Origin of the sequence: Bacillus sp. ISL-18, assembly GCF_018613415.1 — a bacterium.
Classification (GTDB): Bacteria; Bacillota; Bacilli; order Bacillales; family Cytobacillaceae; genus Neobacillus.
The window spans coordinates 68373-95017 of sequence record NZ_JAGGQG010000002.1 but is presented as its reverse complement, the minus strand read 5'-3'; the positions used below and the strand labels follow the sequence as shown (position 1 = coordinate 95017).

The window sequence follows — 26645 nt, the reverse complement described above, 5'->3', positions numbered from 1 at the left end:
ATAAGGGCTGTTCCTTTAAAATCTAAATGTAAAATCATCTAAATGAAACGTTAGTTAGGCACAAAAAAAGGAGCTGCTACGCAGTTCCTTTTTTCCAGCCATTTTAACAGAATCAATCTCTCTTTGAAATCTTGAAAATTTTCATTCTTAAGATCTTTTATATTAAAAACGATTGGTGATTAGATCGTCGAGGAAACCGCACTTAATTCAGTATCAGCATTGTCCTCTTCCTCCTCTGGGCATGCTTTGACTAAAAGAGAAGCACTAAAGGTAATGATCGCGGCGAATATAATATAGAAGCTAATCACATATGAAGTGCCAAATTTATGCAACAGAAACGTACAAATTAACGGTGCGATTCCTCCGGCAATAATCGATCCAAACTGGGACCCTAAGGATAGGCCGCTATACCTTAGCCTCGCTGGGAAACTTTGGGCGACAAAGGCACCTTGGGGACCAACTTGCATACTGTGGGGAATCATTGCCAATGCCGTTGCCAAGAAAACAACCATTGGAATTCCCGTATTAATAAGTCCAATGTATGGAAAAGCCCATAAAAGAGTAGCTCCAACCCCAATCAAATACATTTTTCTAATACCAAATCGATCTGCCAAATAACCAAAGAGCGGAATACAAAATGCCATTACCACGCCACCAGCAGTATTCGCATTGACTATAAACTGCTTATTTATCGAAAAATTATCCATCGCATAATTTATCATCAACACAGTATATACATAAAATGGACCGTTTTCAGATAGTCTTACTAAAGCAGCTAAAAGAATCTCTTTAGGATGCTTCTTGATTACCTCTAATACAGGAAACCGAGAAACTTGGTTCTCCTCTTGAACATTTTGAAATGATGGTGTCTCAGGTATCTTTGCCCGGATAATCAAACCGAAAATGAGAAGGACAAAACTAAACAGAAATGGGATGCGCCATCCCCACGTATAGAATCCATTACCGGATATAGTCATAAACACTGAAACCATAATGGACGATACTAAAAGTCCTGCGGAAACTCCCATTTGCGGCCAGCTTGCCATAAGAGCCTGTCTTTTCTTTTGTCCCCATTCCATTGAAAGGAGGACAGCTCCGCCCCACTCGCCGCCTACGCCAATCCCTTGAATTAAACGCAATATCACAATCAAAGTTGGTGCCCAAAATCCAATTTTGTCATAAGACGGAAGCAGTCCAATCGCTAAACTGCTTAACCCCATTAAAAACATGGTTAACACAAGGGCTGTTTTACGGCCAATACGGTCTCCGAAATGACCAAAAATGGCAGCTCCAATCGGACGGGCAATAAAACCGATGGCAAATGCGCCAAAAGATTGCAGCATGGCTAAATATGGATCAGCCGAAGGAAAGAATACTTTTGGAAAGATTAATGCAGAAGCTGTTGCATAAAGAAAAAAATCATACCATTCAATAACCGAGCCGATCGTGGCAGCAACCGCTGCTTTTTTTCCCATTTTTTGATTAGATTTATTTTCCATTTGTTTCCTCCTAAGATTGTTTTGTTATAGACTTTTATGCATTATTTGAATTTTTCAAAAAACTAAAAAGATCATAATACATGTTCTTTAGGAGTAGAAAGAAGCCCAAGATGTTGTAATAAGTCAATAAACTTCTTCAGGGTTTCCAATTGATATTCATCAATCTTGGTACTATCAAAATCATAAAAACCTGATTTTGTTTTTAAACCAATATTCCCACTTTCCATCATTTCTTCGACAATTGGAGGTGGCGAAAAACGATCGGAATTTAAGGATTGCTTTAAATAATGGCTGGCATGGAAAAGCGTGTCAGCACCTCCCCAATCAATAAATTCTAAAAGTCCTAACACGGCAAACCGAAGCCCAAAGCCAATCCTGGACGCTTTATCAATATCTTCAACAGAGGCAACTCCCTCCTCCATGAGCCGAGCTGCCTCATTCATGGCAAGCGCCTGTATTCTTGGCACAATAAATCCTGGAGATGGCGCACATTTCACTGGCACCTTTCCAATGCTTTCTAACAATTGGATCATCTGATTTGTCTTGTCTTCCCTCGTTTCACTCCCGGGACTTACTTCTACCAATGGCATCAAATAGGCAGGATTCAACCAATGTGTATTTATAAATCGCCCTTTATGGGTTACGAATTCAGCTAATTCATTTACTAAAAAAGAGGAAGTTGTCGATGCAATCAGAGCATCCTTTGAAACCCCTGCGCAAATCCGACTGAACACTTCTTTCTTTATTTCTGCCACTTCCGGGACAGCCTCAAAGATGATGTTTGCTTGATTCCATATATTCGACTGATCCTCCATACGATACACTTTGATCCGTTCGGTAATAGGCAGAACCATCTCCTTCGGTACTACATCGGAAACGGCTAGAAATTTCAAATGGCTGTTTATTTCAGCCTTGACAGCTGACGTTAATTCTTCAAATTCTTCCTGATTTCTTTTTTTAATATCGATCAGCCTAACTTCATGCCCTTGATAGGCAAATGCAACCGCAATACCTCGGCCCATTCGCCCGGCGCCCGCAATAAAAATGGGCTCTTTAGCTAAGTTCATAATGGTGTAGCCCCTTGTTCAAAATTTCTTTCAATTCCTCTTTTGTTTTGGATGCCAGATTAAGATTTTCCAATGTTCTTCCTGTGCTTCTCAAATCTTCACCAATCACTGCAGATGCGATTTGTAGCAGCCCAGCTGCCGTTGGGACAGGAACACCCAGCCATTCTCCTAGCGAAACGAGAAATGCTAATCCGCAGGCAATATCCTCCCTCATATAACGATGGTTGTATAAATTCAGTGGCTCAAACCAGTCCTTTCCATCCACGAGTTTCTCATGGGCCCCATTCCCATACATCCATTCTTCTCCCTCTGGATTATAATGATCGTCAAGTGGAAAATGTGGCGCTAAATAGCCCAAAGCTTCACGTACTCTCACTCTTTCTTCATCCAAAGCCCGATGAACATTTCGTATCGAAGGTTGGGTTCCTTCATTATGAATGTCCCACCGATCAAAATGTTCGATCGGACCGGCATTCATTAAAATGAGCGGCGGGTGGATGATCGATCCGGCATTCATCAAGGCACCATCAAGTGCATCTTGAATCGGCTCGATGGCTGGAAACGCTGTTTTCAAGATTTCAAATGCTTCATCTGATTGATTACTAGGAAAAACACCTGTTGGAAGACGAGTCGCCCGCCCTGAAATCGAAACCGATTGTTCATCGTATTTCCTAGCAAGATATGGAAGGGTGCCAGTCTCAGCGAAACTTACCCTTGCTTTACAACCTTCTTCTTCCAAAACTTTGGCCATCAGGAAACTGCCAAAGGTTCCTGGCGGCAAGAAAAGAACCTGTCCATCTTCAAGTACGGGTGCCAGCTGCTTCGCTAATGCCTGCTGGGCGAAAGCTGGAAGCGGGATCACGATTAGCTTTGCTCCTTGGATTACTTCCTTTAAATCAGTGCTTGCTAGTTTCAGGGTAACCATTTTTGAGCCGTTGTGATCTTTTAACAGGATCTGCTGTTTTGCTAGTACTTCCTGAAATGCTTCTGCATCCCTTCTCCACAGCCTTACATTATGACCCTGTTCAGTTAAATCTACCGCGGCTGCATAGGAGCCGTTTCCACCGCCAAGTACAGAAATTTCCAATTACTTCATCCCCATTCTCAATATGATTTATTAATGTGTAGATCATGTTGACTTTTTTACCGGTAGAAATACTCCTACTAAATTGGCATCTAAACAGACTATTCTTCTTTTTGACAATCTTCTTCAAATACTTTTAAACCAGATAGCGCACATTGGAGATCTTGATCAGCTGTACCGCCTGAAACCCCGATTCCTCCAACAATTATCCCTTTAAAAATTAGTGGAATTCCTCCCCCAAATACGACTAGTCTATCTGTATGGACAATTCCGGTTAATAAGGCCGGGTCGTCTTTAATCATCGAATACCATTCATGGGTAGGTTTACCAAAGGCTGCAGATGTATAAGCTTTGTTTTGTGCAATTGTTCCACTAAGCAAGGGAGCTTCATCCATCCGAATGAATGCCTTTAAATTTGACCCTTCATCTACTACTGCCACATTGATTGTAATTTGTAATTTTTCCGCTTCGCTCGTAACGGCATCGATAATTCTTAAAGCTAGTGACTGGGTTAATGCATATTTTTGATATAACATTGTTATTTAGTCTCTATCAAAGCAGCTGGCTGCATAGATTTTTGATAGTCCTCCATTGTAACGAGCTCAACATCACTCTTAAGAGTCATACAACATGCTAAGGCAAAGGCATTTTCTAAATCTTCATCGGGAAGCGCCTCATGCGATCGAATCAATTCTTGTTTGTATTCACCACTTAATACCTTAACCTTGCATAGGCCACATCCCCCTCGCCTGCATCCAGTTGGAAAAGGTATAAATTCATTTCGAGCTGCTTGAAGAGGCGATTGGTCAGGCAAAGTGTTATATTCAAATTGTTGCCCCCTAGCATTTAAAGTTACTTTATACATTCGATTACCCCCTATGTTTTTGCTATTTCCAATAATTCATAATATTTATCAAGTCAACGCCTTCATAAATGATTCTGATAATTCTCTTGCATGATAGAAAATACCAGTTCCAATTTTAGCAGCGTCCCAAGTAATTGTTGGCATATCTGCATAGCTCATATATCCGTTGGCAAAGGCTTCGTTACGATTTCCAGACGGATCAAAGAAATAAATCGTTTCCCCTCTTGAAATACCATGGCGGGTAGGGGTGACATCAAATGGAACATTATACATAGACAAAAGATCAGCAGCTTTAAAGACATCATGAACAGAATCAACATGGAATGCTGCATGATGGAGTTTAGCATCAGGCCCCTTAACAAAGGCAATATCATGAGCTTTATTTGTTGTAAATAAGAAGCTTCCGAGTAATTCTTCTTCACCTTCCGTTACAACTTTTTCACTTTGCCTAAAGTTAAGCGCTTCCACAAAGAATCTAGTAACCGTTTTCAAATCATTTCCCGTTAATAGAATATGATCTAATCGGTGTGGTGCAATTCCTTTCCAGCCTAATGGCCATGGATGAGGATTTCTAAATCCAACTGCGGTACCAAGGAAACCAATTTCATGATAAAGTTCACAATGATGGCCTGTTGGTAAAATAAAATGAACAGCTTCCCCTTCAGCTAGTCTTGTATTATTTGAAATTCTTGTCGTTGTACATCCAAACTCTTCGACTTTCTTCTCGTAATAAGCTAGATCATCCATTGTCTCAACTTTAAAGGCCATATGTGCTAATCCAGGCGAATTTGATTTTGTCAAAATAACGCTATGATGATCAAACTCATCCCATGCTTTTAAATAGACACTGTCACCCATACGACCTGTTTCTTCTAAACCAATAATATTTGTATAGTAGTCTACTGATTTTTCTAAGTCCAAGACTTTTAATTCTACTCGACCAATACGTAATACTCTCCCCATTCTATTTCCTCCTGCTCAAAAGTTATTTAAAGAGATTAACATCTAGCTTGTATTCTTTTAAATCAAAATCACTTTCAAAAATGGGCTGTAAACGTTCAACAAGTTGTAGTAATTCTCGGTTTGGCCCCCAAAATAAGATCATTCGCCCCCCTTCAAGAGTGGATTTAACTTCATCAGAAGTAAATTTTATATTTTTTTCTTTTAAATAGTTTATTGTCGTTTCAATATCTTCTACCGTGAATGCAAGATGATTTACGATTCCATTTTCGCTAGTTTCAATCGTTACGTTCATCTCTTGTATTAATTCGATCTCTATGTCTGACTGTGATTCAAGAAATAAAAAAGCCATTTCTCTATCCGGCTTACTTCCGCGAAGGCGAACCCTAAACCCAAATATTTCCGAATAAAATCGAATGGACTGCTCCAAGTCCTTAACGATTATAGCTACATGCTCCATTTTACTAATCATAGTTTGTTCTCCTAACCACTTATCTACATTTCAAATTAGTACTATCGCTGATTCTTAAGGGCACGAAGGAAGCTAAACAGCTTCCCTTGTAAATTTGTTTTTTAATGCCTTGAACCAATGCTCTGACTGCTCATAGCAATCACCGACTTGCAACAGCCTTTGCTCTGTGAAAGGCTTTCCAATGAATTGCAGTCCAACAGGAAGGTTTTCTGTTGTGAATCCACATGGAACCGATAAAGCGGGGAAGCCTAAAATATTTGCAAGTGGAGTTTTCCCCAGTGTAAACATGTTGCTAATGGCCATTTCTGGAACCATTGTACCGATTTCAAATGGTATTTTAACATTCGTCGGTCCAATTAAAGCATCAAGACAACTCAATTGTTTGAGAGTTCCTCTAACGAACTGATCTCTACTTCTTTGAGCATGAATATAAGTGGCGGCTGAAACTTCACTTCCATATTCAAAGCGATACTTTAAATCATCTCCATATAGATGACTAAATTTCTTTAACATTGGCTTATGAACAGAGACAACCTCTGCTTGTGCAATAGCCTTAAGAGCATCTAAAGCTTGTTCGATTCCAGGCAGATCAATTGGCACAATTTCTGCTCCAAGCAATTCTAATTGACGAAAGGCTTGTTCAATGACATTCTTAACTCCATCATCTATCCCTGAGAACATATATGGCTCGTAAAAACCAAACTTTACGCCTTTTAAATCGGTTAATGGTTTAAATAATATTGAATCATTTCTTTTTACCGTTGAACGGTCTCTAGGATCGTGCCCTTTCATAACTTCAAGTATAATTGCAGCATCCTTTACCGTCCTTGTCATCGGGCCAACATGGTCCAATGACCAACTGAAAGGTAGACAGCCAGCCCTGCTAACCAAACCATAGGTTGGTTTTAATCCGACAGTTCCGCACATTGCTGCTGGGAGGCGAATGGAACCAGCTGTATCAGTACCCACCGCTCCAAAGGCCATACCCGTTGCAGTTGCTACTGCAGATCCGCCACTTGAACCTCCGGGAATTCTAGTGCCATCCCAAGGATTTTTGGTACTTCCATAATGCGGATTTTCTGTAGTTGCCCCCATTGCGAATTCATGCAAGTTTGCCTTCCCAATGATAATAGCACCAGCTTCTCTTAATTTTTGAACCGCTGCAGCATCTTCGTCAGGGATCCATCCTTCAAAAATTTTAGAGCCGTTGGTCGTTTGAACACCCATTGTTTGCAAAATATCTTTTACAGCAATAGGAATCCCATGCAATGGACCCCTAATTTGATTATTCTCCATCTCTCTTTCAAGCTGTTTCGCCTGAACCATTGCCTCTTCCTCCATAACAGTAATGAAGGCATTTAACCTAGGTTCATGTTCGTGAATTTGGTTGATGGTTAATTGCGTTAATTCGACTGGTGATAACTGTTTATTTTTAATATGAGTCACTACCGTTTCAATCGGCTCAAAGAGAATATCAGTCATTGTCTGAAACCTCATAACTTTCTAGATTAAAAGAAAAGGCAGGTTCTACGTTGACAATATCTATTTCCCCATCCTCTAGAATCATTTTCAAATACTCATCTAAGGACATCCAACCCCTTCTTTCGCTATAAGTTTTATCAAGATTTTACTGTCGTACTTTTTTGAAACTGTTCTTTCATTGGAAAGGCTTCTTGCCAAGTTTTATGGTTTTCATCATAGATACCGTCACTGAACAATGTTTTTAATGAATCATTATCTAACTGGAACGGCTCCATTCCTGCTTGGAAAGCTTTAACCTGTTGAAGCAATAGACGTCGCATATGGATAATCGGTAAATCACTTGTTCCAAGATGCTCTTTTGAACGATCCACTATGGCTCCCATGGTTTCAGTTGCAGCATGATCCTGATTGGCTATCCCGCGAATGCCGGTAAAGTTTCCTGTTTTTTGTAACTCACGGCTTTGTTCATACTCATTTTCAATGTTAATTCGTTTTTTGAAATTCTCATCTAACTTTAAGCCGCGGCGCTCATAATTTGCTTTTACATCAATCGGACGATTGTGGGCAAATTGTACATCCCAAGACCATGTACTGTAGTCATCTCTCGGAATAAATGCGTGCCACATACCATCCTCACCGCCAAATCTAGGGGGGAATGTATAAAATGGAAAGATATAATGAATTTCCATAAATGCATTTTCGGTTTCATTCCCAATCCCGACAGCCACGCAGCGTTTCCCATAATTTGCGTCTTCAACATCTTGTTTTACAGGCGGATTTCTCACAAGTGGATGATCAGGATCAATTCCTAAATCCGTACTTAAAATCCCTTCACCCGTTTCCTGTTTTCCATGTGCTTTATGAAGAAAAGCGGCATGTACATAGTCTAGATCATTTTCCATTACCTGAGCGTAATTACATTCCTGCCATACACGTTCAGCCATTGTATTTTCATCTGGCAATCCCACCCAATAAAATTCTGGAAATGGAGGCTGTTTTTCAAGCGGCCCCATATAAGTCCAGACAATCCCTTTTACCTCTTTAACAGGATAGTTTTTTATCTTAATTTTTGTCCTAAACTTTGGATCGCCTTCTTCGGATGGGATTTCTGTACAATCGCCATTCGTATCAAATTTCCAACCGTGGTACATACAGCGGATTCCACATCCTTCATTAATCCCATAGTAAAGTGAAGTTCCGCGATGAGGACAACTTTCTTCAATTAGCCCAACAGTTCCTTTAGTATCACGAAAAGCAATTAGCTCCTCGCCAAGCAGTTTGACCCGTTGTGGTTTACCATCACTTTTTAATTCATCTGACTTTAGTGCTGGAATCCAATATCTACGAAACAGCTCGCCCATTGGTGTACCTGGTCCCGTGCGTGTTAATAAATGATTATCTTCTTTTGATAACATGTGAAAATCCCCCTAACCATACTGTGAATTTTTCAAAAATTCCAATTTCCACTATCTACATGATAATAAATCCCGGCATATCAAAACAATTTAAGTTTAGGTCTAAAATTTTCATTTTTACAACCGATTCGTACAGTATGGAATCATCCACTCAATATTAAATCCGGAAAATATTGATAAAAAAAAAACATCTCCACTAAACAGAGATGTTCCAGTAATTTATTAAAGATTTATCTTTTCTGTAAAACAAATAATACATGACCAACTGTACTTTTCTACTTGATACCCCTTAGTTTAAAATTCCCCTTAAAACCCGCATCGCATTACCGCCAATAATTTTTTGAATATCTTGAATTTTATAGTCATGTTTAATCATCCATTTGATCATATTTTTCATTGCTTCTGTCGGATTTTCTAAACCTTTAACATATGGAGATTCTTCAAAACTTTCTCCATGTGATTCACTAAGGGACAACATATCGTCAAATGCGTGCTGCAGTCCGACGTGGTCTCCAAAAAATGTATCGGGACCAAGTCCAACATGATCAATTCCAACAAGATCAATTAGGTATTCTAAATGTTCCATAACAGACTCAATGCTGTGCTCATTAGGATTCTTGGATGACAGCGTAGTATTGGGAGCTGCACATACACCGATTATACCACCTTTAGCTGCACAGGCTTTTAATACCTCATCAGATTTCATTCGTGGTGAGTTCCAGATTGTACGCGCTCCTGCATGTGTAATAAAGACAGGGGCTCGACTTGCTTCAATAACATCCAGGCTTGTCTGATCACCACAATGCGAGATATCGATTACCATTCCCAGCAGATTCATCCTTTCGACTACTTTGTAACCAAATTTAGTTAATCCACTGTCATTTTTTTCGATTAGACCTGCTCCTAATGTATTAGCTTCATTATAGGTAATACCCATGCAACGAATCCCTAATCCATATAAAACATCTACACGGTCCACTTCATTCTCTAAAATACTTGCTGCTTCCAATGCGGGCAGAATCGCGATTCGCTTTGTCTTTTTTGCCTCAGTTAAATCATGATAATTTTTAGCAATATAGGCTGTATTTTGTTTGGTAATATCACAATATCGAATGCCTAATGTTAAAATCACGTCATCCCACTTTAACCCATTTGTTGAAGTCAAAATAGAGATTCCATCCATGAAGTTTTCGAATAGTACGTCTATTCCAGATAAGGCTAATCCTTCGTAATCATACACTGTATGGAGCTGACGGCAATAAGGAATAATATCTTCTTGGTTCTTTGGCACCACAAAGCCATGATCTCTAAGGGACACAATTGGGTAGTATTTCAATAACGTTTCAAAAATCCTTTCCTGATCTTCTCTCAGTTTTATTTCTTCTGTCTGTCGATATTTTTCTAACTGCGGCAGTTGGAATGGTTTATAATGTTTTCCTGGTATCAAGTATTGAAAGGATAGGTATCCATCAAAGTTTTTTACAATTATACTTTTCAATTTACTTTTTTGCGGCGTCTTATACATCTTTCTTCCTCCAAAATTTCATATGATTTTATTACAACAGAATATATCCGATTGATATGCCAATGGCTCCAAAAAGTAAGGAAAAAGGCAAATTATTTAATGTAATCCTGTAGGGGTTTTGCTGGGTTGCCGCAGAAGTCATGGTAACTGTAACCCCGTAAGCTCCGACTGTTGCGGTTGCCAGTGCACTTGTAATCACCACGATAGCGATACTAATTGGATTAATTACCCCATTTAAAGGCTGGATCACTTCAAATAAAACACCAATAGTAGCGATGGCATGTACACCGATTAATCCGCCCAGCAAAAATACAGCTTGAATAAAAATTAAAATCATAAGGGGGTAATCACTAAAGGCAAAGAATGGTTGTTTTAAAACATCTTGAAAGGAAGTCTCTTTTAATCCGCCGGAAAATAGAGAAAGGGAAAGAAACAACACAACAAAATTCTGCATTTTATTGGTTCGTTCCAGCCAATTTCTCAGACCAATTACCCTAAAGCTTTTCCATCTCTTCAAAAAAAGGGCCCAACATATTGAAAACACTGGAATCACAAGTGAGACAGATAAAATAAAACTAAGGTGCAACATACTCCCGATTAGCACAACAACAATTAAAAAAATGGCTAGAGCCATTACTAATTTTATAATTTGAACCGTCAGTTTTTTGAAATTTATCCTTTGATCTATACCTTCATCGTAATCAATGGTTATAGAACGAAACCTTTGTTTCCCGATAAACCAATCAAAAGAAATAACAATAAAGGAACAGAGTAATAGCCATGGTATTAGGGATAAATAACTGATACCTGTGGAATCCACTGTTATTGCCACAATTATTTCCGTCGGGCTCCAGATTAATGCTACAGCTAGAGCTCTAAGTGTCGTCCTACTAATAAAGACTTTTCTTATTTTTTGCGGGATATTTTGTAAACTTGAATGTAATACTTCCTGAGATAGTGTTAATGCAGATATATTAATAAATACTGTTAAAAGATAGGTTGTCATCGAACTCCTAATATATAAATTTCCTAAATTCCCCACCTTCCCTTTTATTAATTCATTTAGTCTTCGGTCAAATCTGCCTGCATGCACAACACTTGTCATAAAAGGTAGAACGGTTAACAAAACCAACAGTGACATGTTTGAGGACATATATAGCGGAATATGAACAATAGGGATTTCTGCATACATAAAAAATAGCAGACCCGTTAAACTAAAAATGATACATAAAATTTTAAATAGTTTACTTGCTTTTTTGAAGGAGACAAATACGAGAATAATGGCCATTACTCCAAGGAAGTATTGGATAATTTCATTTGGAAAAAAAATCGTATACATGTAAAACGAAAAAGTAAGGGCATATAGAATATATATATGCCCATCCATCCATGAAGAAAATGTACCCATGATTGTTATACCCCTTTATTTTCAACATACCACGAACAGCACAACATAAAGTTTAACAAACAATACCGTATAAGATTTTTACTTTTCAGTAGTTTATCTAAATAAACTAGGTAACCAAAACGTACTTTGTTGAAATCCATTCATAACAACACACGGATAAGGATATCCATTAACGCATTTTGAAAAATTATTCAGAAAACTTATATTTACATATTATTAATAGAAGGAAATTAAAACAATTTACTTTTAGGCGGAAAAAAATAATTTTTACAACCGAATCATACAGGACCTATAATTCAACATTCGTTTGTAATAAAATATTCTTCATCGCCTTGATGAAGGATATTTTTTAAATTGCTGAAATGTGAACCAACTTTTTTAATGGAAAAATCCCCTTATTTTCTGAACAACTATTATTCTTTTACACCTTCCGGGGTATTTAATATCAAGCATTTCTATTGTTAGCACTTACATCACCTTCATGTTCGCTTGAAAAATTCTTAAGTTTACTTGTACCTATAAAGCCCAGAATAGACACAATAGCTATATAAATTCCAATTGAATAAATCTTTCCAGTTGCCTGTATCAAATACGTACAGACCATCGGGGCAATACCGCCTGCAAAGATAGCTGGGATTTGTGTCCCCAGTGAAGCACCACTATACCGTAAACGAGCAGGGAATGCCTGTGAAGCTAAAGCTGGAAGTGCACCCGTTAGCATACAAAACGGAAGCATTGAAATGAGCATGGCCGTTGCGATAAAAGCCGGCGCACCTGTATCAACTAAACCAACAAAAACAAATCCCCAAACAAATGTTGCAGCGATACCAATCATAAATAGACGTTTAATTCCAACTTTATCAGAAAGGTACCCAAAGAATGGGATCAAAATACATAATAAGAAACTTGCCAAAGTATTGGTATTAACCATAAAGGACGAACTAACATGGTAATTATTGATAGCAAAATTAATCAAAAAGGTAGTGTAGATAACAAACGGTGTATGCTCTACTAATTTAGCAAAACCTGTATAGAGAATCTGCTTTGGATGTTGTTTCATAACATCTATAACCGGTAATTTTGATACTGTTTTGCCCTCTTGAACTTTACGAAATGACGGTGTTTCAATAATTTTTGAGCGAATAATAAGGCCTGCAACTAATAGCAATAAACTTCCTAAAAAGGGAATTCTCCATCCCCACACGTAGAAACTGTCCCCTGCTAAAGTGATACACAATCCTACAACCGCTGAAGATAGTAACATCCCCGCTCCTACCCCGGCATTTGGGATACTTGCCATAAATCCTTGCTGCTTTTTCTTTCCCCATTCCATTGATAATAGTATGGATCCTGCCCATTCTCCTCCAACTCCAACTCCTTGGATTAATCTCAACAAAACAAGCAGGATGGGAGCCCATATTCCAATAGAAGCATGGCTAGGAATTAATCCCATAGCGGCACTGCTTAACCCCATCATCCATAAAGTAACAATTAATGCGTTCTTCCGTCCGATTCGATCACCAAAATGTCCGAAAATAATAGCTCCTATTGGTCTTGCTAAGAAACCGGTTGCAAAAGTTGCGAATGACAGGATTGTTGCGATAAATGGATCTGTATTGGGAAAAAACAGTTTGGGAAAGATTAAAGCAGAAGCAGTGGCATAAAGCGAAAAATCATACCATTCAATAATGGCACCAGAAGTAGAACCAATTAGTGCTCTTCTTGCCATTTTTTTATCTAAAATACTATTTGAATTATTGCTAGACACAATTTACACCTCCGATAGATTCTTACATTTGCAGTCAAGGGGTACCCACTTTTTACTATTAATGTGGGCCTTTCTATTAAGGTTAACTTTATATTTTAATACTCCTCCCCTTTCCACTATAGATATGTTGTAAAATTGATTATACAAAGATTTCACTCTATTTGTATCCCGCATATACTGTTGGAAAATTTAAATTATTCTGTACCAATGTGTAATATAATAATGAGTGATAGTTTATGATAACCTTATTTTTATAGGAGGTTTCCAATGTCTACAATAAAAGCAAACACTATTACCTTAAGCGATTTATTTGGCGTTGATACCAAGAAGAATAACTTTCTACAGTCTCAAAGAATGTTTATTTCTAGTGCAGATGCTTGGGGAGCCTTAATCAAGGATTTAGTTTTAGCACTCGGAATTGAACGAGCAAAACATTTTTTATTACGTTATGGATATCAGTGTGGGAAACATGAGGCCATGATGTTAAAAAATATGTTTAATTGGGAAAATACGAAGGAATGGATCATGGGCGGTGTTACCATGCATGGTTTATCAGGCCGATCCACATCCGTTCCCATAAAGGCCAATATTAATCCAGAAACAAAAGAATTTGACGTAGAAGGTTTCTGGCATAATTCTTATGAAGCCAAACAATACTTACAACATTTTCCTGTTCATTCTGAGCCAGTTTGCTATTTTTTAGAAGGGTATGCTAGCGGTTATTGCAGTACTTCTTTAGGAAAAAAAGTTGTTTTTAAAGAAGTTGAATGTATCGGTAAGGGTGATCCGCATTGTCATTTCGTAGGCAAAACACTGGATTTATGGGGAGACGAAATTTCTCCAGAAGAGGTTGATTACGCACGAGAAGATATTGGAGATGAGTTAGACAGGGCTTATAAACGAATTGAAAGGCAAAGTGAAATTCTTAAACGCGGGAATTTGATAAGTAACCAATTAACTCAAATTGTCTTACAAGGAAAAGGACTAGATTCGATTGCTCAAACACTTGGACGAAGCCTTGGCTACGGCATTGTTATATCCAATAAGCATTTTGAAACAATTACAGAATATGGACAAGCAGTCGACTATTCTCTAAAAGACATTGTTGAAAATCAGCATATATTTAACGCCTCTGACAGAAAAAAAATCAATAAAATGATTACGAATCGAATAACCATTCAGCTAAATTTTTTAGAAGAACATGGCCTTTTACATTATCCGTTAATTACCCCAATTATTGTCCAAAACAATGTTTATGGATATATATCAATAATTAAAAATTCGAAGGAAATTGAAGAACTTGAATCCTCTTTAATAGAACGGGCAGCAAATATTTGCGCTCTCCATATCTTAAATGAAAAAACAGCGATTGATACAGAACAACGAATGAAAGGGGAATTACTAGACGAAATCATTCTTCAGAACAAATTAGATTCCAACATTATGAAAAAATTAACCTTTTTAGGATATAATCTTAACAAACCACATTATTTGTTTATTTTTCGCTTGCAAAATCAAGACTATCAACAAACTGAATCTTTAGATGTAGAAAAGGATCTTATTACTAATACCCTAAGAAGATATGCCGCTATTGCAAAAGAAAATATGCTCGTTTCCCATTCGTTTGAACAAATTCAGGCACTAATCTCCGAAGACTTTTTATCTACACATAATTGGAGTCCTAAAAAATTTGGAGAGATCCTATTGAAAGAAGTTAAGAAAAAGTTTCCTTCTTCCCAATTATTAATCGGAATAAGTAATATTTGCACCCAAATTACTGAAATTCATGAAGGGTATAAACAAGCTAAAAAAGCGTTGGAAATTACTCAATTTAATAATCAGAAACAACAAGTCATTTTATTTTCATCTATTGGACATATTTCCATTTTATTAGATGCACGAAATCCAAAGGAATTGGAGAACTATGCCGATCAAATTCTAGGCCCAATCTATGCCTATGATATTGAGAAATCAACGGAACTATTAAAAACTCTTTATTTTTATATGTATAATGAATGTAATTTGCATAAAACAGCACGCTGCATGAATTATTCAATTGGCGGAATGCGTTATCGCCTTGCTAGTTTAAAAGAGCGATTTAACATAGATATGATGAATTCTACTACTCGCCGTGAAGTCCAAATGGCCTTAGACATCTATCTAGCCTTTGGCAAACTGACATCGATTCATTTAGATTAAGAAAGATAAGGAGGGGGCTGTCTCTTTCATGACTGCCCCCTCTTTTCGTATATAAACGAAGAGAAACAAGACTTTTTCTCTTCGTTTTCTTTTCTATATTTATTTATTGTTCCAGCAAGAAAAATGGTCGTCCAATGGATGCTTCTAGTCGAAAATAGCGGTCAAGGCCTGTTGCTCGAAATGAATGCGTCATATCTGCAACCGTTTGCAAATTAGGTACATTGTATAAAAAGCATGCGTGCCAAAATGTCGGGCCCGAATGACCCGCTGTTAAAATATCACGATCGAAGGTTCCAAGCAACTCCGAGCCATTGCTTCTCCACTCTTCTAAAACAGTTTTCAACAGTGGTAAAAGTTCTTTTTCCTTTTGTTGTTGTGTCGTATCAAACCAGCCTGTGGATTCAAATGTAATGAATACTCGAAGCGGGCTTGGCACTTGTGGTGCTCCGTGCTTAATCTCTCCCATTTATATTCCTCCTTCTATTTGATTAATTGTTCTTCCTTTTTCATTTGGCCAATCTTTCCACGGAAAAATAACAGCGGACTCTTTTCTTCATCATAAGAAACGGCTTCAACCTTCCCTGTTACAATAATGTGGTCCCCTCCTTCAAGGAGTTCCGCTATGGTGCATTCAAGCGTAGCAAGATTATCATTTAAAACAGGAATGCCATGACTTGATAAGGTATAACTTGAATTCGCAAACTTATCTTCTGATCTTTTTGCGAATCTCCAGCATTCTTCTTCCTGTCCTTCCTGAAGAATGTTAACGACAAAGGAATGCCCCTGTTTAAAAGCCGATAAACTACCAGCCTTTTTATCAATACAAACTAGGATTAACGGCGGGTCTAATGAAAGCGATGAGAATGCATTAGCTGTTAAACCAATTAATTCTTCTTCTTTCTTAGTTGTAATAACCGTTACCCCAGTTGCAAAATGTCCAAGTGTGTTTCTAAATTGACGCGGATCCATGTACTTTCCTCCTATAGAATAATTTTTCCCAAGAGTCAACCTACCTCTTTTGCCCTTCGATTTGCCAAAAATAATTCCAGACTTTTTTTAACTCCGCCTTTACCAAACTTTTTAATTTGATGTTTATGCAAAAAAGTTAAAAATTTAAGAATGGTACCCCTTCTTGATTTAATATCTTGAAATCCATTGAGAAAGAACCAATGATCGATCACATTATAGACACCCCTGTTGATCCCATAACGGACATTACATAGATCAAAGAAATTTTTGTCAGGAAGATTGAAATATAATGGTTCCTTAACAACGCTTAAATTTCGCTCCATTTTACTTTAAACACCTCGTTTCTATATTTTGAAAACATGCTGTTCTATGCAGATTGGAGATCTAGGCTCCGGTATTGATTAGCAGGATCAGATGTAACCACGCATCGGCGGCACACCCAGTAATACCGATCCGGCTCCTTCGTACATGCTTTCATTGAGGAATGCGTGCTGTGTCACGACCATCGCGTCGCGCAGATAACGCTGAATTGGGTGCCCATCGTAGATCGCGGCGGTGCCCGAAAGCAGGTAGGCTGACTGCACAGCGCTTGCACCTTCACGGGCAACTTGAGTGGCCGCCAGGCGCAGCATACTTGTTTGTTCAGGAGAAACACCGTCACCCCGTAGGATCGAAGCCCAAACGGAATCAGTGGTCTCATAGAAGAAAGCGCGGGCTGATCTTAATGATGCTTCTGCCTTTGCTAAAGAAATTCGTAAGTAAGCACGATCAGCCATCTTCGGTGCGCCAGTAATGCTCGAACGGCCACCGGCCATCTGAGTCACTTCATCAAGCGCAGCACGGGCTATGCCAAGATTGACCACTGCAAGTACCTGTGCTGCATATGCGATAGATGGATATTGGTAGATCGGTTCTTCAATAGAAGGCACACCGCCACGGACAAAGGTCCATTCGTCAGAGACAAAGGCGTCTTTCACCTGCAAGTCATGGCTGCCCGTTCCGCGCATCCCGATCACTTCCCAGTTCTCAATGATTTCCACGTCCTCAGGTCTAAGCACAGCGGTAAGTGGTTTGCCACCTTCTCCGGCGCCAATACCGACACCAAGAATGTCTGCACCCTTACAGCCACTTGCGAACCTCCAGAGACCGTTAACAAGCCAGCCACCTTCAACCTTTTCTGCAGGCTGGACCGGAAACAGGCCGCCCGCGAAGGCAACATCCGGACCATTTGCGTAAAGACGTGCGAGTGTATCCTTAGGGAGTGCTGCAAGATAGAGTGAAGCAGAGCCAAAGCTTGCTACCCATCCGGCGGATCCGTCAGCTTCGGAGATGGACTCAATCAGTTTGAGAAACTCAGAAGGCGAGAGGGCATCGCCGCCAAAGCAACGCGGTGTGTGCGCACGATAGACACCCAGTTGCTTTAGTTGTTCGACCATGTCCCGAGGCACGTGTCGCTTCGCCTCGAATTCGTCCCGGCGGGTGCGGATTTCAGTTAACACATGATTGAGCAGGTCTTTACGTTGCATTTCAACAGTCATGTTTTTTCCTCCCTACATCTTTTGTATTTTCATTAAATGATTAGTGGTTCTCTATAATAGGACAAAGGCGATTCATCTAAGTGATGAAACGTTTGGCTGCGTTATCTCATAAACCTGCCGCCATTTAAATCAAATGTGGCACCGGTGGTAAATCCACCAGAATCAGAGGCTAAATAGGATACTAAGTCAGCAACCTCTTGTGGCTCTCCGACACGTTTGAGTGGAATCGTCTCTATCATTTGGGCTAATTTATCCGGATCCATTTTATCCATCTCTGGTGTACGAACAGAGGCTGGCGCAACGGCATTAACTGTAATGCCATCAGCCGCTAACGATCTAGCAAAGGATTTACTCAAGGCAATTTGTCCGGCTTTAGAAGCAGAATAATGAGCGCCAGAAGATAATGGACCAGCCTGTCCTCCAATTGAGGACATATTAATGATTCGTCCCCACCCTCGTTCTTTCATGGGAGGAATGACAGCTTGTGAAAAAAAGAATGTGCTTTTTAAATTTACAGATAAAACTTGATCCCATTCTTCCTCATTGATCTCTTCTATCGGGGTTTCAAATCGAATTCCTGCATTATTCACGAGAATATCGATTCTCCCCCATTTGTTTAAAACTTGGTTGACTGCCTCTTTAATACCGTTAATACTAGATACATCCAATTGGATGAACATCATTTGCTCCTCTACGACTTCCGGTTGAAATCGCTGCTTTGTTTGTTCAAGATTCTCCTTGTTTCTTATCACGAAAACGACTTTTTTTCCTTCATTCACAAAATTTTCAGCAATGGCTAACCCGAGCCCTTTATTTGCTCCAGTAACGATTGCGACTCTTTGATCACTCATTTGCATTATATTCCTCTCCTTTTCAAAAAAATAAAAATCCTATAGTTCACATAATCACTATAATAATAGTAGAATATTTAAAAAACTTTAACCACAGCAAGTTAGGTTTGAATATTCTATAAATTTTGTACTATTAGTACCGAAAGTAAAAAAAAGGAAATCTCAAAAAAAAGTACCTGTCACCGCAGAACGATTTCTAGTAACTGATCATAATGGTTACTAAATAGGTGTTTTGCGGATCCCAGATACTTTAATATGAGACTATCCCTTTTATGCAAATCACTTTCTTTTATTTTTCATCCATGTACTTTTCTCCTATAGATTGATTTTCCCCAACAATAAAAGTATTTGCAGTGCAAGTTGTATTTCAAATCGATCATTTGAATTCGAAAGGTCAATGTTCAGTAAATCTTCTATTTTTTGAAGACGATATCTCATTCCACTGATAGAAATGGTCATACCTCGCGCTGTTTTATGTAAATTGAATTCATTTTGAGAATAGTAAAACAGTGTCAAAAGTAGGTCCGCATTCTTTTTTTCATCATAATCCAAGAGACTTTGCAATTTTCCAATAGCAAACGCTTCTAATTCCTCGGGAGCCCTTGCATTTAAAAACAATGTTAAATGTCCCAGTTCACTTGCTAAAACCACTTTAGAATCAGAGGATCTTACCTTCGCCAATTCGACAGCTTTCTTTGCTTCTACTGCTTTTTGATAGAAGTCTGATAGGGTACTAGTTTCCTCACTAATCCCGATATACACCCTATGATTATTTCCCCCGAGCTCCCTTAGTAGCCTTTCACCGAACTTTTTGACGGTCATATGTTCAGCATCAATATATTTTTTAGAAATGATAGCCTGGACTGTATCTAATTTAGGAAGCATGAGTGCGGTAGGACCATTTCTATTAATAACAAATTTAAAAATATCGTTAAACTTATTGTATATTTTCAAATAATCGGAATTTAAAGAGGATGCTTTCTCTTTATTTTTCTCTTTCACTTCAAAATGAATTACATAATGCGGCTCTCTAATATCATATCCAAGGATGGCGAGGCGAGCATGAATATCTTCTGCTTTTGCTTCTTTATTATTAATTAACTCTTCTAGAAGATCACCCTTTAAACGTTGTTCCGTTTCCAAGGCAACCTGTTCGTTTTGCATGTATAATGCCGTTGTTGTGGCTGTTCGTTCTAGGAGGTCAGAATGAAAGTCAGTAAATCTTTGCACTGAAGCAATCGTTACATAACCATGTATTTTATCTTTTATCATAATGGCCGTTGTTAGAAACTTTATCGGTTTATTTTCCGGTTCCCTTTTAAAAATCGATTTACGCCGGAACACCTTTTCTATCTTCTCTTGCTGGCCTTTAACAGTCATGTCATTAACCAACCCAGGGATTTCTCCGTACTGCGCAAGGGGTTCAAAATTATTACTTTCTATTAAAACTGGACAATTAAGACTATCTCCTAAAAGCTTCGCAAAGGTCTTAAACCCTTTTCCTTGCAGCATGGCTTGCGTTAAATGGCGACTTAGGGCATAACCAATCTTTAATTTTTCTTTTTCCTGCTCTACTTTTCTATACATCTGATCCAGCTCGGCAGACATATCATCATCCTCAAAGAACAGAAGATCGTCTTTGATTTCGTCTCCCCATTGTTCCAACGTTTTTCCGACATAGCAGCAGTGATCATCACCTTTACCCCTGCATTTCGTCTCTCTGAAAATAATCTTTTTCCCCATACATTCAGTATTGTATCCGCTTGCATAACCAACCATATAATAACAAATGGGTTCATTATGCAGCGGAAAGTACTTTAAGTATTGCGTCGCCTCAAAGGAGTCGTTCCAGTATCCAGCCACATCAAAGATCCCTTTTTCCATATCCACACGAAATTTCTCCGGGTAGGAAAACACTCTCCCAGTAATTTGATGCATTTTGGAACCGGCAATTAACCATTCAAGGTCGCTTTGCCATTGGACAGAATCTTTTAACAAACGTGCCTCATGGACACCACAATGATAACCATATCGGAGTAGAAATCTCTTAGCACGCTCAATTCCTAGGGCAGTAATTAGATCTTTACAAAGCATTCCCTGAGCATCAGCACTCGTAAGCAATAATTGAAGTTCCCGCATTTTCATGCCAGTTCTTTCCGAAATACGCATAAAGTGATCTAAACTTAAATCGCTTGCTTTAATACTCACAATTTCACCCTCATTATTTTAGACTCTTTCATTACAGTTTACTGAATTATCCACAAAATAACAAAGTTTTTTACAATACCATTTTGCAGCTTATTGCCGGATTTATGGAAGTTACGAAACCTTGGAAAACGCAACCCTCACAGAATTTATGTCCGTTCCTCTTTTATTCAAAATAACTGCAGACAATTTGTGCAACTGATTTTGCTTCTACTAATGCTCTAAAACAGCATCCATATTTGATACGGGTGGTTTCACCTCGGCCGGAATACCTGCCTTGTATACCACTCCTTTTGTACTTGCAGCAAATTCTTCTTTTGCTTTTTCAAGAATACCATTCGGATCAAGAAGCAGTTCGTAGGCGGATAATGCCATTATTTTTGCCGAGTAATGCATTCCCTTCATGCCAATGGTTGAGCCGAATGAAGCGGTAGCCTGCCATGAATGCAGTTGAACCCCTAGTGGTGCACAGGTGGTCATGATTTGTCCCAACGGTGCAATCCACGAAACATCACCTACATCAGATGATCCACCCATAGTTGTCCCAAACTGATTTGTATCGTGATAAAAATGTGAATTGAGCAGGGTATCTGAATTCTTGCCCGACATTTGACGTTTTACTGCAGCTATAACAGATGGATCGATTGTTTGAACGAGTTCCTCGGCAAATTTCTCTTCTTCGGTGGTGTACGTAATTTGTCCTTCTGCTTCCACTTGTTTAAACATGAGCTCATTAAGGGTTTTATTTGGCAATGTATCATAGCAACTGGATTTGATCTCCCAGCGGACAGAAGTTTCAGTCATCATCGCTGCCCCTTGCGCTACTTTTATTAATCTCTCTTCTATCTCACCTACTTGCTTACGGTCGCTTGCGCGCAAGAAATAATAGACACTGGCTGCGTCTGGTACTATGTTTGGTGCTGCCCCGCCATTTGTAATCTGATATTGAATTCTAGATCCATCTGGAACATGTTCCCGTAAATAATTGGCACCTACATTCATCAGTTCAACCGCATCCAGTGCGCTGCGGCCAAGATGTGGAGCCGCTCCGGCATGGGATGTTCTTCCTGAAAAGAAAAACTCAACAGCTGTTAATGCCTGCATACTGGCATTGGCTGTACTGTTATATGTCCAAGGATGCCAGGTCAGCGCACAATCTAAATCATCAAATACACCTGATCGGGCCATATATGTTTTTCCGGAAAGTAACTCCTCTGCTGGACAGCCGTAATAACGGATTGTTCCGGAAAGCTTTTCCCCTTCCATCTGCACCTTAAGAGCAATAACTGCCTCTACTCCTGATGTTCCTAATAAGTTATGTCCACAGCCATGACCCGGCCCATACGGAACAACTGGTGAATATTCCGGACATACTTGCTGAGACAACCCCGGCAGTGCATCGAATTCACCAAGGATCCCAATGACTGGTTTACCGGTACCATATTCTGCGATAAAGGCTGTTGGGATATCTCCGACCCCGGCAGTAATTGTAAAACCAGCTTCCTCCAACACTTTAATTTGTAAGGCAGATGCGAAACTTTCCGTATAGCCCACTTCAGGATGATTCCAAATTTGTTTTGCCACATCGACGAATTTTGATTCGTTCTCCTCAATCCAGCTTACAATATCATTTTTTCCCACTTCTTATTACCTCTTTTCAAATTATCTTTTGTAAAAACATAAATAAGACAAATAAGTTATTTAGCTTACTGTTTTTTCAGCACCATTGACTACGACGGCCTGTTTTTTTGTAGACGGTAAAAATAATGTAATCACGCCAGCAACTACGCAGCATATTGTTAAAAACATGAACGCACTTTTATAGGAGCCACCAGAAGCCGAAATAAGTGCTCCCATTATAATTGGGGAAAAAATACCTGCTGCTTGTCCGCCAAAATTAATGATACCAAAGGCGGTACCTACAATTTTCGGCTCCAATGCACGGTGAGGCAGAGTAAAAATGAAGCTAAAAATATATGACAAGAAAGTAAACGCAATGGACTGGAATAAAATAACTTGAAAAATGGTTGTAGATTGTGCCATCAGATAAAGCGAAATCCCCATAATAATGATACCGGTTAGAACTCCAGCCTTTGCATAAGAACCAAACCTATTTATAATTCTGCCGCTAATAATCATGCCGATAGTTAAGAACAAAGTAGGGATAGCGCTTAAAAATCCAACCGATTTAAGATTGATTCCCAGAACCTGCATCAAGTAGGAAGGCATCCACGACATTAGGCCCCAGCTTGTAATATTAACAAAAAAGAAAATTATCAAGACTTTCCATACATAGGAGTTTCGAAGAAGCTTTTGGTACTCTTCTTTACTTGGCTTTTGCGCTTTTTCAGAATCAGCAAATTCACCTTTCGTTCTTGTTGAAAAGAGAAACCAAATGATTGAGATGATACCTAGCACTGATATAGCCAAAAAGACATGGCGCCACCCAAGCCAAACGAGCAGTGGTGCAACTAGAATTGGTGCAATAGCTGCCCCAAGGCCATTGGAGGACATCATTGTTGATTGTGCCTTCGTCCTTTTCTCTTTTGAAAAATAATCAGAAATTGCCTTAGTACTACCTGCAGGGAACGCGCCTTCCCCTAGTCCGAATAAAAGCCGGATGATAAATAATGAAGTTAGCGACCAGGAAAAGCCAGTTAATGCGGTAAATATGGACCACATCAAAATGGCTACTACAATTACATTCCGTGAGCCAAAACGATCCGCAAGCCAGCCACCGGGAATCTGCATTAAGGCATATCCAAAGAAAAAGGCACTCAAGATAATCCCTAATTGTGAAGCATCCAGTGATAAATCCTTACCCATTTGTACAATGGAAAGATTAATGGTAGTCCGGTCAATGTATGATACAATCCAGGTGAAATAAAGTGCTAATAAAATACTGTTTCCATTTGGGGCCTTAATTTTATCCTTCATACAACACGCTCCTTATTAATTATCACATACATCATATACATCCTTTTCCCATATTGCTATCACAAAATGTAAGCCCTTACTTTTTTCACTCTCCTTGTCAATGAAGTTAATTTAAATAATAAATAAGAATTTTCAAAAAATCACTGGTTAAATACACAATGTATTCTGAAAATAGTTGTGTATTCACATAATTCATGTAATTATAGTAAAGATACGTATTTAAAAAATTCATTAACAAAGGAGAAAACATCTTTGTTATATAACAACAATAATCCCTCGATAGAAAAAAAGTTCAGTCGTTCATCACTACATGTTTGGACATTAAATTCTTATATGAATTGGGTTCATGTTTGCGGAGTTCAACTGTCTATGGAGGAGGAGCAAGTTTATCAAAAATTAAAATGGCCGGAAATACAAAATGAGAAATGTTTTGCATCATGGTACGACCCGCAAAAAAAATGTCAATTGTTCACCTTTGAAACAGACTCTCCGGAGTCAATGACAGTCCATGCCTTAATTCACTCCGAAAAACAGCTTTCGGAAGCGGAATCTGAGAATTTTGTCATGCAGATTGATTATATGCTTGTTCAGCAATCTCTTAAGCGGTATTGGAAAGAGCATGACGCATGGCTTCAAGGCTTGAATTCACTTACTTCAAATCTAGATTTGAATGAGCTTTTGCATAATATCATGCAAAACGCTCTGATCGCCATTCCAATAGTGGATAAAGGTTTTTTTACACTTTATGACCCAGAGCTTCGAAGGCTTGTACCGAAAGCAGCCATTGGCATGGGAGACTCGATTTATGATTTTAAAACCGAGATCGGTGAGGGGATTGCCGGAAAAGTTTTCCTAGATGATAAAGGGAACATTTACAATCCGGAACAAGTCATAGAAGGAATAAGCAATATAAAGGAGGAAAACTATAAAAACTTAATGAAGGCCGCTGGAGGCCCGGAACTAATATCACCTGTAATGGCAGTTCCTGTCAGAATGAATAAAGAAAAGCACGGTGTAATGGTTGTCCACCAAACGAAAAGAAATACTCGAGGGCTGACTAGCAAAGATTTACGCCGAATACAAGGCTTTGCCGATCAGGCGGCAATCGCCATATCGAATGCCAGGCTATTTTCCGAGCTCCGTGAAAAAAATGAATATTTGATAAAACGGAATCAAATTCATGAAGTTTTTACTAACCTTTCTTTGAAAAATGCCGATTTGGTAAAGATCGTGCAAACGGTTGAACGCCTGGTTGGTCTGCCGGTTTTTCTTTTCGATTTAACCAAAAACGAATGGCAACCACGTTCCTCAGATAAACTTTTACAACTTGAAGATACGATACTATCTGAGGATTTGGGAAATGGGGTGAAAACTTTATCGATTACGGCTAACGAAATAGACTTCCATTTGTATCCAATTGCAAATGAGGGTTTTCCAATTGGCTATTTTACAGTTGAGTTACGTAGGTCTTTACATCCTCTTGATACGGTCGTGTTAGAGCAGGCTGGAGCTTTAGTAGCTCTAAAAATGGTTAATACTTACTCATTGACAGATATGTATTATGAAAAAATCTATGAGTTTTTTAATGAGCTCTTACTATATCGTGAACCAAAATTACTAATGGATCAATCGAAAGAATATGGTCTATCTCCTGAGAAGCCCTTTTTTGTGGCTGTATTACAGATTAAGGAAAAGGGTGATAACATACAGAAACGGGAGACTCATATGAGACAGCTAATCGCTTCCCTTAATAAAGCGCTTAAACAGTCTGACCATCTTCTCTTCGGTTTTCAAAATAAAGTAACCATGATCATTCATGCTGAGAATGAGGCGGGCCGGGAGAACATTATTACAAAAATAAAAGCAGGTGGAAGCCTGTGGAAAAATAACCGTTCAACGGTCCTCCGCGGTGGGGTGGGAAGATTTTATACGGGTCTTGAGTATATTGCGAAAAGTGCTGAGGAAGCTAATAAATCACTATCCTATCTCTTAAATCGAGATATTTCCGGTATATTGCAATATGAAAAAATTGGGATTAACCGATTATTTTTAAATCAAGATCCTAAGGATATTGAGCAGTTTATCTTGGAAGTTTTATCTTCACTCCAATCACCAAAGGCGAAAGCCGGCGACTTGGAGTTAACACTTAAAACATACATAGATACCAATCGTTCGGTTTCTATGACAGCAGACCGGTTGCATATTCACTCAAATACACTTTACCATCGATTAAGGAAAATTGAGGACGCACTAGAGGTTGACCTCAACGACCCGGAGGATTGGCTAACGGTACTATTGGCGTGTTATTTGAGTGAAAAGTATTAGAGCCAATTTCCTAGTATTGGTGGTTAAAATTTTTGTGAGTCTCCGATTTCCGCAAAAAAAACAGCAAGTCCATCAT

General features: G+C 38.8%; 22 protein-coding genes. 2 read left to right on the top strand and 20 right to left on the bottom strand.

Going from position 1 to position 26645, the window contains the following annotated elements; translation table 11 throughout:
- Nucleotides 1-179: 179 nt before the first annotated feature.
- From J7E81_RS00600 to J7E81_RS00545, 12 genes are all read right to left on the bottom strand, one after another.
- Nucleotides 180-1499 (bottom strand): MFS transporter, encoded by a 1320-nt coding sequence (locus tag J7E81_RS00600; protein WP_215040038.1) that lies wholly within the window; start codon nt 1497-1499, stop codon nt 180-182.
- A 71-nt stretch (nt 1500-1570) separates the two neighbouring features.
- Complete coding sequence (locus J7E81_RS00595; protein WP_215040036.1) at nt 1571-2566, bottom strand: 3-hydroxybutyryl-CoA dehydrogenase; 996 nt, start codon at nt 2564-2566, stop codon at nt 1571-1573.
- Nucleotides 2553-3653, bottom strand: coding sequence for an NAD/NADP-dependent octopine/nopaline dehydrogenase family protein (locus tag J7E81_RS00590; protein WP_215040034.1), 1101 nt, complete (start codon nt 3651-3653; stop codon nt 2553-2555). Before J7E81_RS00590 ends, J7E81_RS00595 begins: the two co-directional genes overlap by 14 nt.
- 98 nt (nt 3654-3751) lie before the next feature.
- The gene (locus J7E81_RS00585) at nt 3752-4186 is read right to left on the bottom strand and encodes a GlcG/HbpS family heme-binding protein (protein WP_215040032.1); all 435 of its coding nucleotides are present in this window, start codon (nt 4184-4186) and stop codon (nt 3752-3754) included.
- Nucleotides 4187-4188: 2 nt separating this feature from the next.
- Nucleotides 4189-4515 carry a 2Fe-2S iron-sulfur cluster-binding protein gene (locus J7E81_RS00580; protein ID WP_215040030.1) on the bottom strand — a complete coding sequence of 109 codons (327 nt, stop codon included), beginning with the start codon at nt 4513-4515 and terminating at the stop codon, nt 4189-4191.
- Between the two features lie 48 nt (nt 4516-4563).
- Nucleotides 4564-5478, bottom strand: a complete 915-nt coding sequence (locus tag J7E81_RS00575; protein WP_215040029.1) for a catechol 2,3-dioxygenase — start codon at nt 5476-5478, stop codon at nt 4564-4566.
- 22 nt (nt 5479-5500) lie between these two features.
- Nucleotides 5501-5947, bottom strand: coding sequence for a VOC family protein (locus tag J7E81_RS00570; RefSeq protein WP_215040027.1), 447 nt, complete (start codon nt 5945-5947; stop codon nt 5501-5503).
- 72 nt (nt 5948-6019) lie between these two features.
- Nucleotides 6020-7429 (bottom strand): amidase, encoded by a 1410-nt coding sequence (locus J7E81_RS00565; RefSeq protein ID WP_215040025.1) that lies wholly within the window; start codon nt 7427-7429, stop codon nt 6020-6022.
- A 137-nt stretch (nt 7430-7566) separates the two neighbouring features.
- A complete protein-coding gene (locus tag J7E81_RS00560; protein ID WP_215040023.1) occupies nt 7567-8844 on the bottom strand; it encodes a Rieske 2Fe-2S domain-containing protein in 1278 nt (425 codons plus the stop codon).
- 289 nt (nt 8845-9133) lie between these two features.
- On the bottom strand, nt 9134-10369 hold the full coding sequence (locus J7E81_RS00555; protein WP_251028383.1) for a dipeptidase: 1236 nt from the start codon (nt 10367-10369) through the stop codon (nt 9134-9136).
- Between the two features lie 31 nt (nt 10370-10400).
- Complete coding sequence (locus tag J7E81_RS00550; RefSeq protein WP_215040021.1) at nt 10401-11777, bottom strand: hypothetical protein; 1377 nt, start codon at nt 11775-11777, stop codon at nt 10401-10403.
- Nucleotides 11778-12222: 445 nt separating this feature from the next.
- Complete coding sequence (locus J7E81_RS00545) at nt 12223-13545, bottom strand: MFS transporter (protein ID WP_215040019.1); 1323 nt, start codon at nt 13543-13545, stop codon at nt 12223-12225.
- Nucleotides 13546-13812: 267 nt separating this feature from the next.
- Between J7E81_RS00545 and J7E81_RS00540 the strand changes: the two genes are divergently transcribed.
- Nucleotides 13813-15744 carry a XylR N-terminal domain-containing protein gene (locus tag J7E81_RS00540; RefSeq protein ID WP_215040017.1) on the top strand — a complete coding sequence of 644 codons (1932 nt, stop codon included), beginning with the start codon at nt 13813-13815 and terminating at the stop codon, nt 15742-15744.
- Between the two features lie 103 nt (nt 15745-15847).
- On the opposite strand, the gene J7E81_RS00535 is transcribed toward J7E81_RS00540, so the two are convergent.
- From J7E81_RS00535 to J7E81_RS00500, 8 genes are all read right to left on the bottom strand, one after another.
- A complete protein-coding gene (locus J7E81_RS00535) occupies nt 15848-16210 on the bottom strand; it encodes a hypothetical protein (protein ID WP_215040015.1) in 363 nt (120 codons plus the stop codon).
- Nucleotides 16211-16224: 14 nt separating this feature from the next.
- Nucleotides 16225-16713: a flavin reductase family protein gene (locus J7E81_RS00530; RefSeq protein ID WP_215040014.1), complete on the bottom strand. Its 489-nt coding sequence runs from the start codon at nt 16711-16713 to the stop codon at nt 16225-16227.
- A 35-nt stretch (nt 16714-16748) separates the two neighbouring features.
- Entirely contained in the window at nt 16749-17036 is a 288-nt protein-coding gene (locus J7E81_RS00525) for a hypothetical protein (RefSeq protein WP_215040012.1), read from the bottom strand.
- 87 nt (nt 17037-17123) lie between these two features.
- Complete coding sequence (locus J7E81_RS00520; RefSeq protein WP_215040010.1) at nt 17124-18251, bottom strand: acyl-CoA dehydrogenase family protein; 1128 nt, start codon at nt 18249-18251, stop codon at nt 17124-17126.
- 101 nt (nt 18252-18352) lie between these two features.
- A complete protein-coding gene (locus J7E81_RS00515) occupies nt 18353-19108 on the bottom strand; it encodes an SDR family NAD(P)-dependent oxidoreductase (RefSeq protein WP_215040008.1) in 756 nt (251 codons plus the stop codon).
- 309 nt (nt 19109-19417) lie between these two features.
- The gene (locus J7E81_RS00510; protein ID WP_215040006.1) at nt 19418-21310 is read right to left on the bottom strand and encodes a XylR N-terminal domain-containing protein; all 1893 of its coding nucleotides are present in this window, start codon (nt 21308-21310) and stop codon (nt 19418-19420) included.
- Between the two features lie 210 nt (nt 21311-21520).
- Nucleotides 21521-22948 (bottom strand): amidohydrolase, encoded by a 1428-nt coding sequence (locus J7E81_RS00505; protein WP_215040004.1) that lies wholly within the window; start codon nt 22946-22948, stop codon nt 21521-21523.
- Nucleotides 22949-23008: 60 nt separating this feature from the next.
- Entirely contained in the window at nt 23009-24244 is a 1236-nt protein-coding gene (locus tag J7E81_RS00500; RefSeq protein ID WP_215040002.1) for an MFS transporter, read from the bottom strand.
- 369 nt (nt 24245-24613) lie between these two features.
- Here J7E81_RS00500 and J7E81_RS00495 point away from each other — a divergent pair, with 369 nt between their 5' ends.
- Nucleotides 24614-26569 carry a helix-turn-helix domain-containing protein gene (locus J7E81_RS00495; protein WP_215039999.1) on the top strand — a complete coding sequence of 652 codons (1956 nt, stop codon included), beginning with the start codon at nt 24614-24616 and terminating at the stop codon, nt 26567-26569.
- The last annotated feature ends 76 nt before the right edge of the window (nt 26570-26645 follow it).

Excerpts from the sequence above, each read along its gene's own strand:
- J7E81_RS00600 (WP_215040038.1), bottom strand. The coding sequence starts at position 1,499 with ATGGAAAATAAATCTAATCAAAAAATGGGAAAAAAAGCAGCGGTTGCT.
- J7E81_RS00595 (WP_215040036.1), bottom strand. The coding sequence starts at position 2,566 with ATGAACTTAGCTAAAGAGCCCATTTTTATTGCGGGCGCCGGGCGAATG.
- J7E81_RS00585 (WP_215040032.1), bottom strand. The coding sequence starts at position 4,186 with ATGTTATATCAAAAATATGCATTAACCCAGTCACTAGCTTTAAGAATT.
- J7E81_RS00580 (WP_215040030.1), bottom strand. The coding sequence starts at position 4,515 with ATGTATAAAGTAACTTTAAATGCTAGGGGGCAACAATTTGAATATAAC.
- J7E81_RS00575 (WP_215040029.1), bottom strand. The coding sequence starts at position 5,478 with ATGGGGAGAGTATTACGTATTGGTCGAGTAGAATTAAAAGTCTTGGAC.
- J7E81_RS00570 (WP_215040027.1), bottom strand. The coding sequence starts at position 5,947 with ATGATTAGTAAAATGGAGCATGTAGCTATAATCGTTAAGGACTTGGAG.
- J7E81_RS00565 (WP_215040025.1), bottom strand. The coding sequence starts at position 7,429 with ATGACTGATATTCTCTTTGAGCCGATTGAAACGGTAGTGACTCATATT.
- J7E81_RS00560 (WP_215040023.1), bottom strand. The coding sequence starts at position 8,844 with ATGTTATCAAAAGAAGATAATCATTTATTAACACGCACGGGACCAGGT.
- J7E81_RS00555 (WP_251028383.1), bottom strand. The coding sequence starts at position 10,369 with ATGTATAAGACGCCGCAAAAAAGTAAATTGAAAAGTATAATTGTAAAA.
- J7E81_RS00550 (WP_215040021.1), bottom strand. The coding sequence starts at position 11,777 with ATGGGTACATTTTCTTCATGGATGGATGGGCATATATATATTCTATAT.
- J7E81_RS00540 (WP_215040017.1), top strand. The coding sequence starts at position 13,813 with ATGTCTACAATAAAAGCAAACACTATTACCTTAAGCGATTTATTTGGC.
- J7E81_RS00535 (WP_215040015.1), bottom strand. The coding sequence starts at position 16,210 with ATGGGAGAGATTAAGCACGGAGCACCACAAGTGCCAAGCCCGCTTCGA.
- J7E81_RS00530 (WP_215040014.1), bottom strand. The coding sequence starts at position 16,713 with ATGGATCCGCGTCAATTTAGAAACACACTTGGACATTTTGCAACTGGG.
- J7E81_RS00525 (WP_215040012.1), bottom strand. The coding sequence starts at position 17,036 with ATGGAGCGAAATTTAAGCGTTGTTAAGGAACCATTATATTTCAATCTT.
- J7E81_RS00520 (WP_215040010.1), bottom strand. The coding sequence starts at position 18,251 with ATGACTGTTGAAATGCAACGTAAAGACCTGCTCAATCATGTGTTAACT.
- J7E81_RS00515 (WP_215040008.1), bottom strand. The coding sequence starts at position 19,108 with ATGCAAATGAGTGATCAAAGAGTCGCAATCGTTACTGGAGCAAATAAA.
- J7E81_RS00500 (WP_215040002.1), bottom strand. The coding sequence starts at position 24,244 with ATGAAGGATAAAATTAAGGCCCCAAATGGAAACAGTATTTTATTAGCA.
- J7E81_RS00495 (WP_215039999.1), top strand. The coding sequence starts at position 24,614 with ATGGAGGAGGAGCAAGTTTATCAAAAATTAAAATGGCCGGAAATACAA.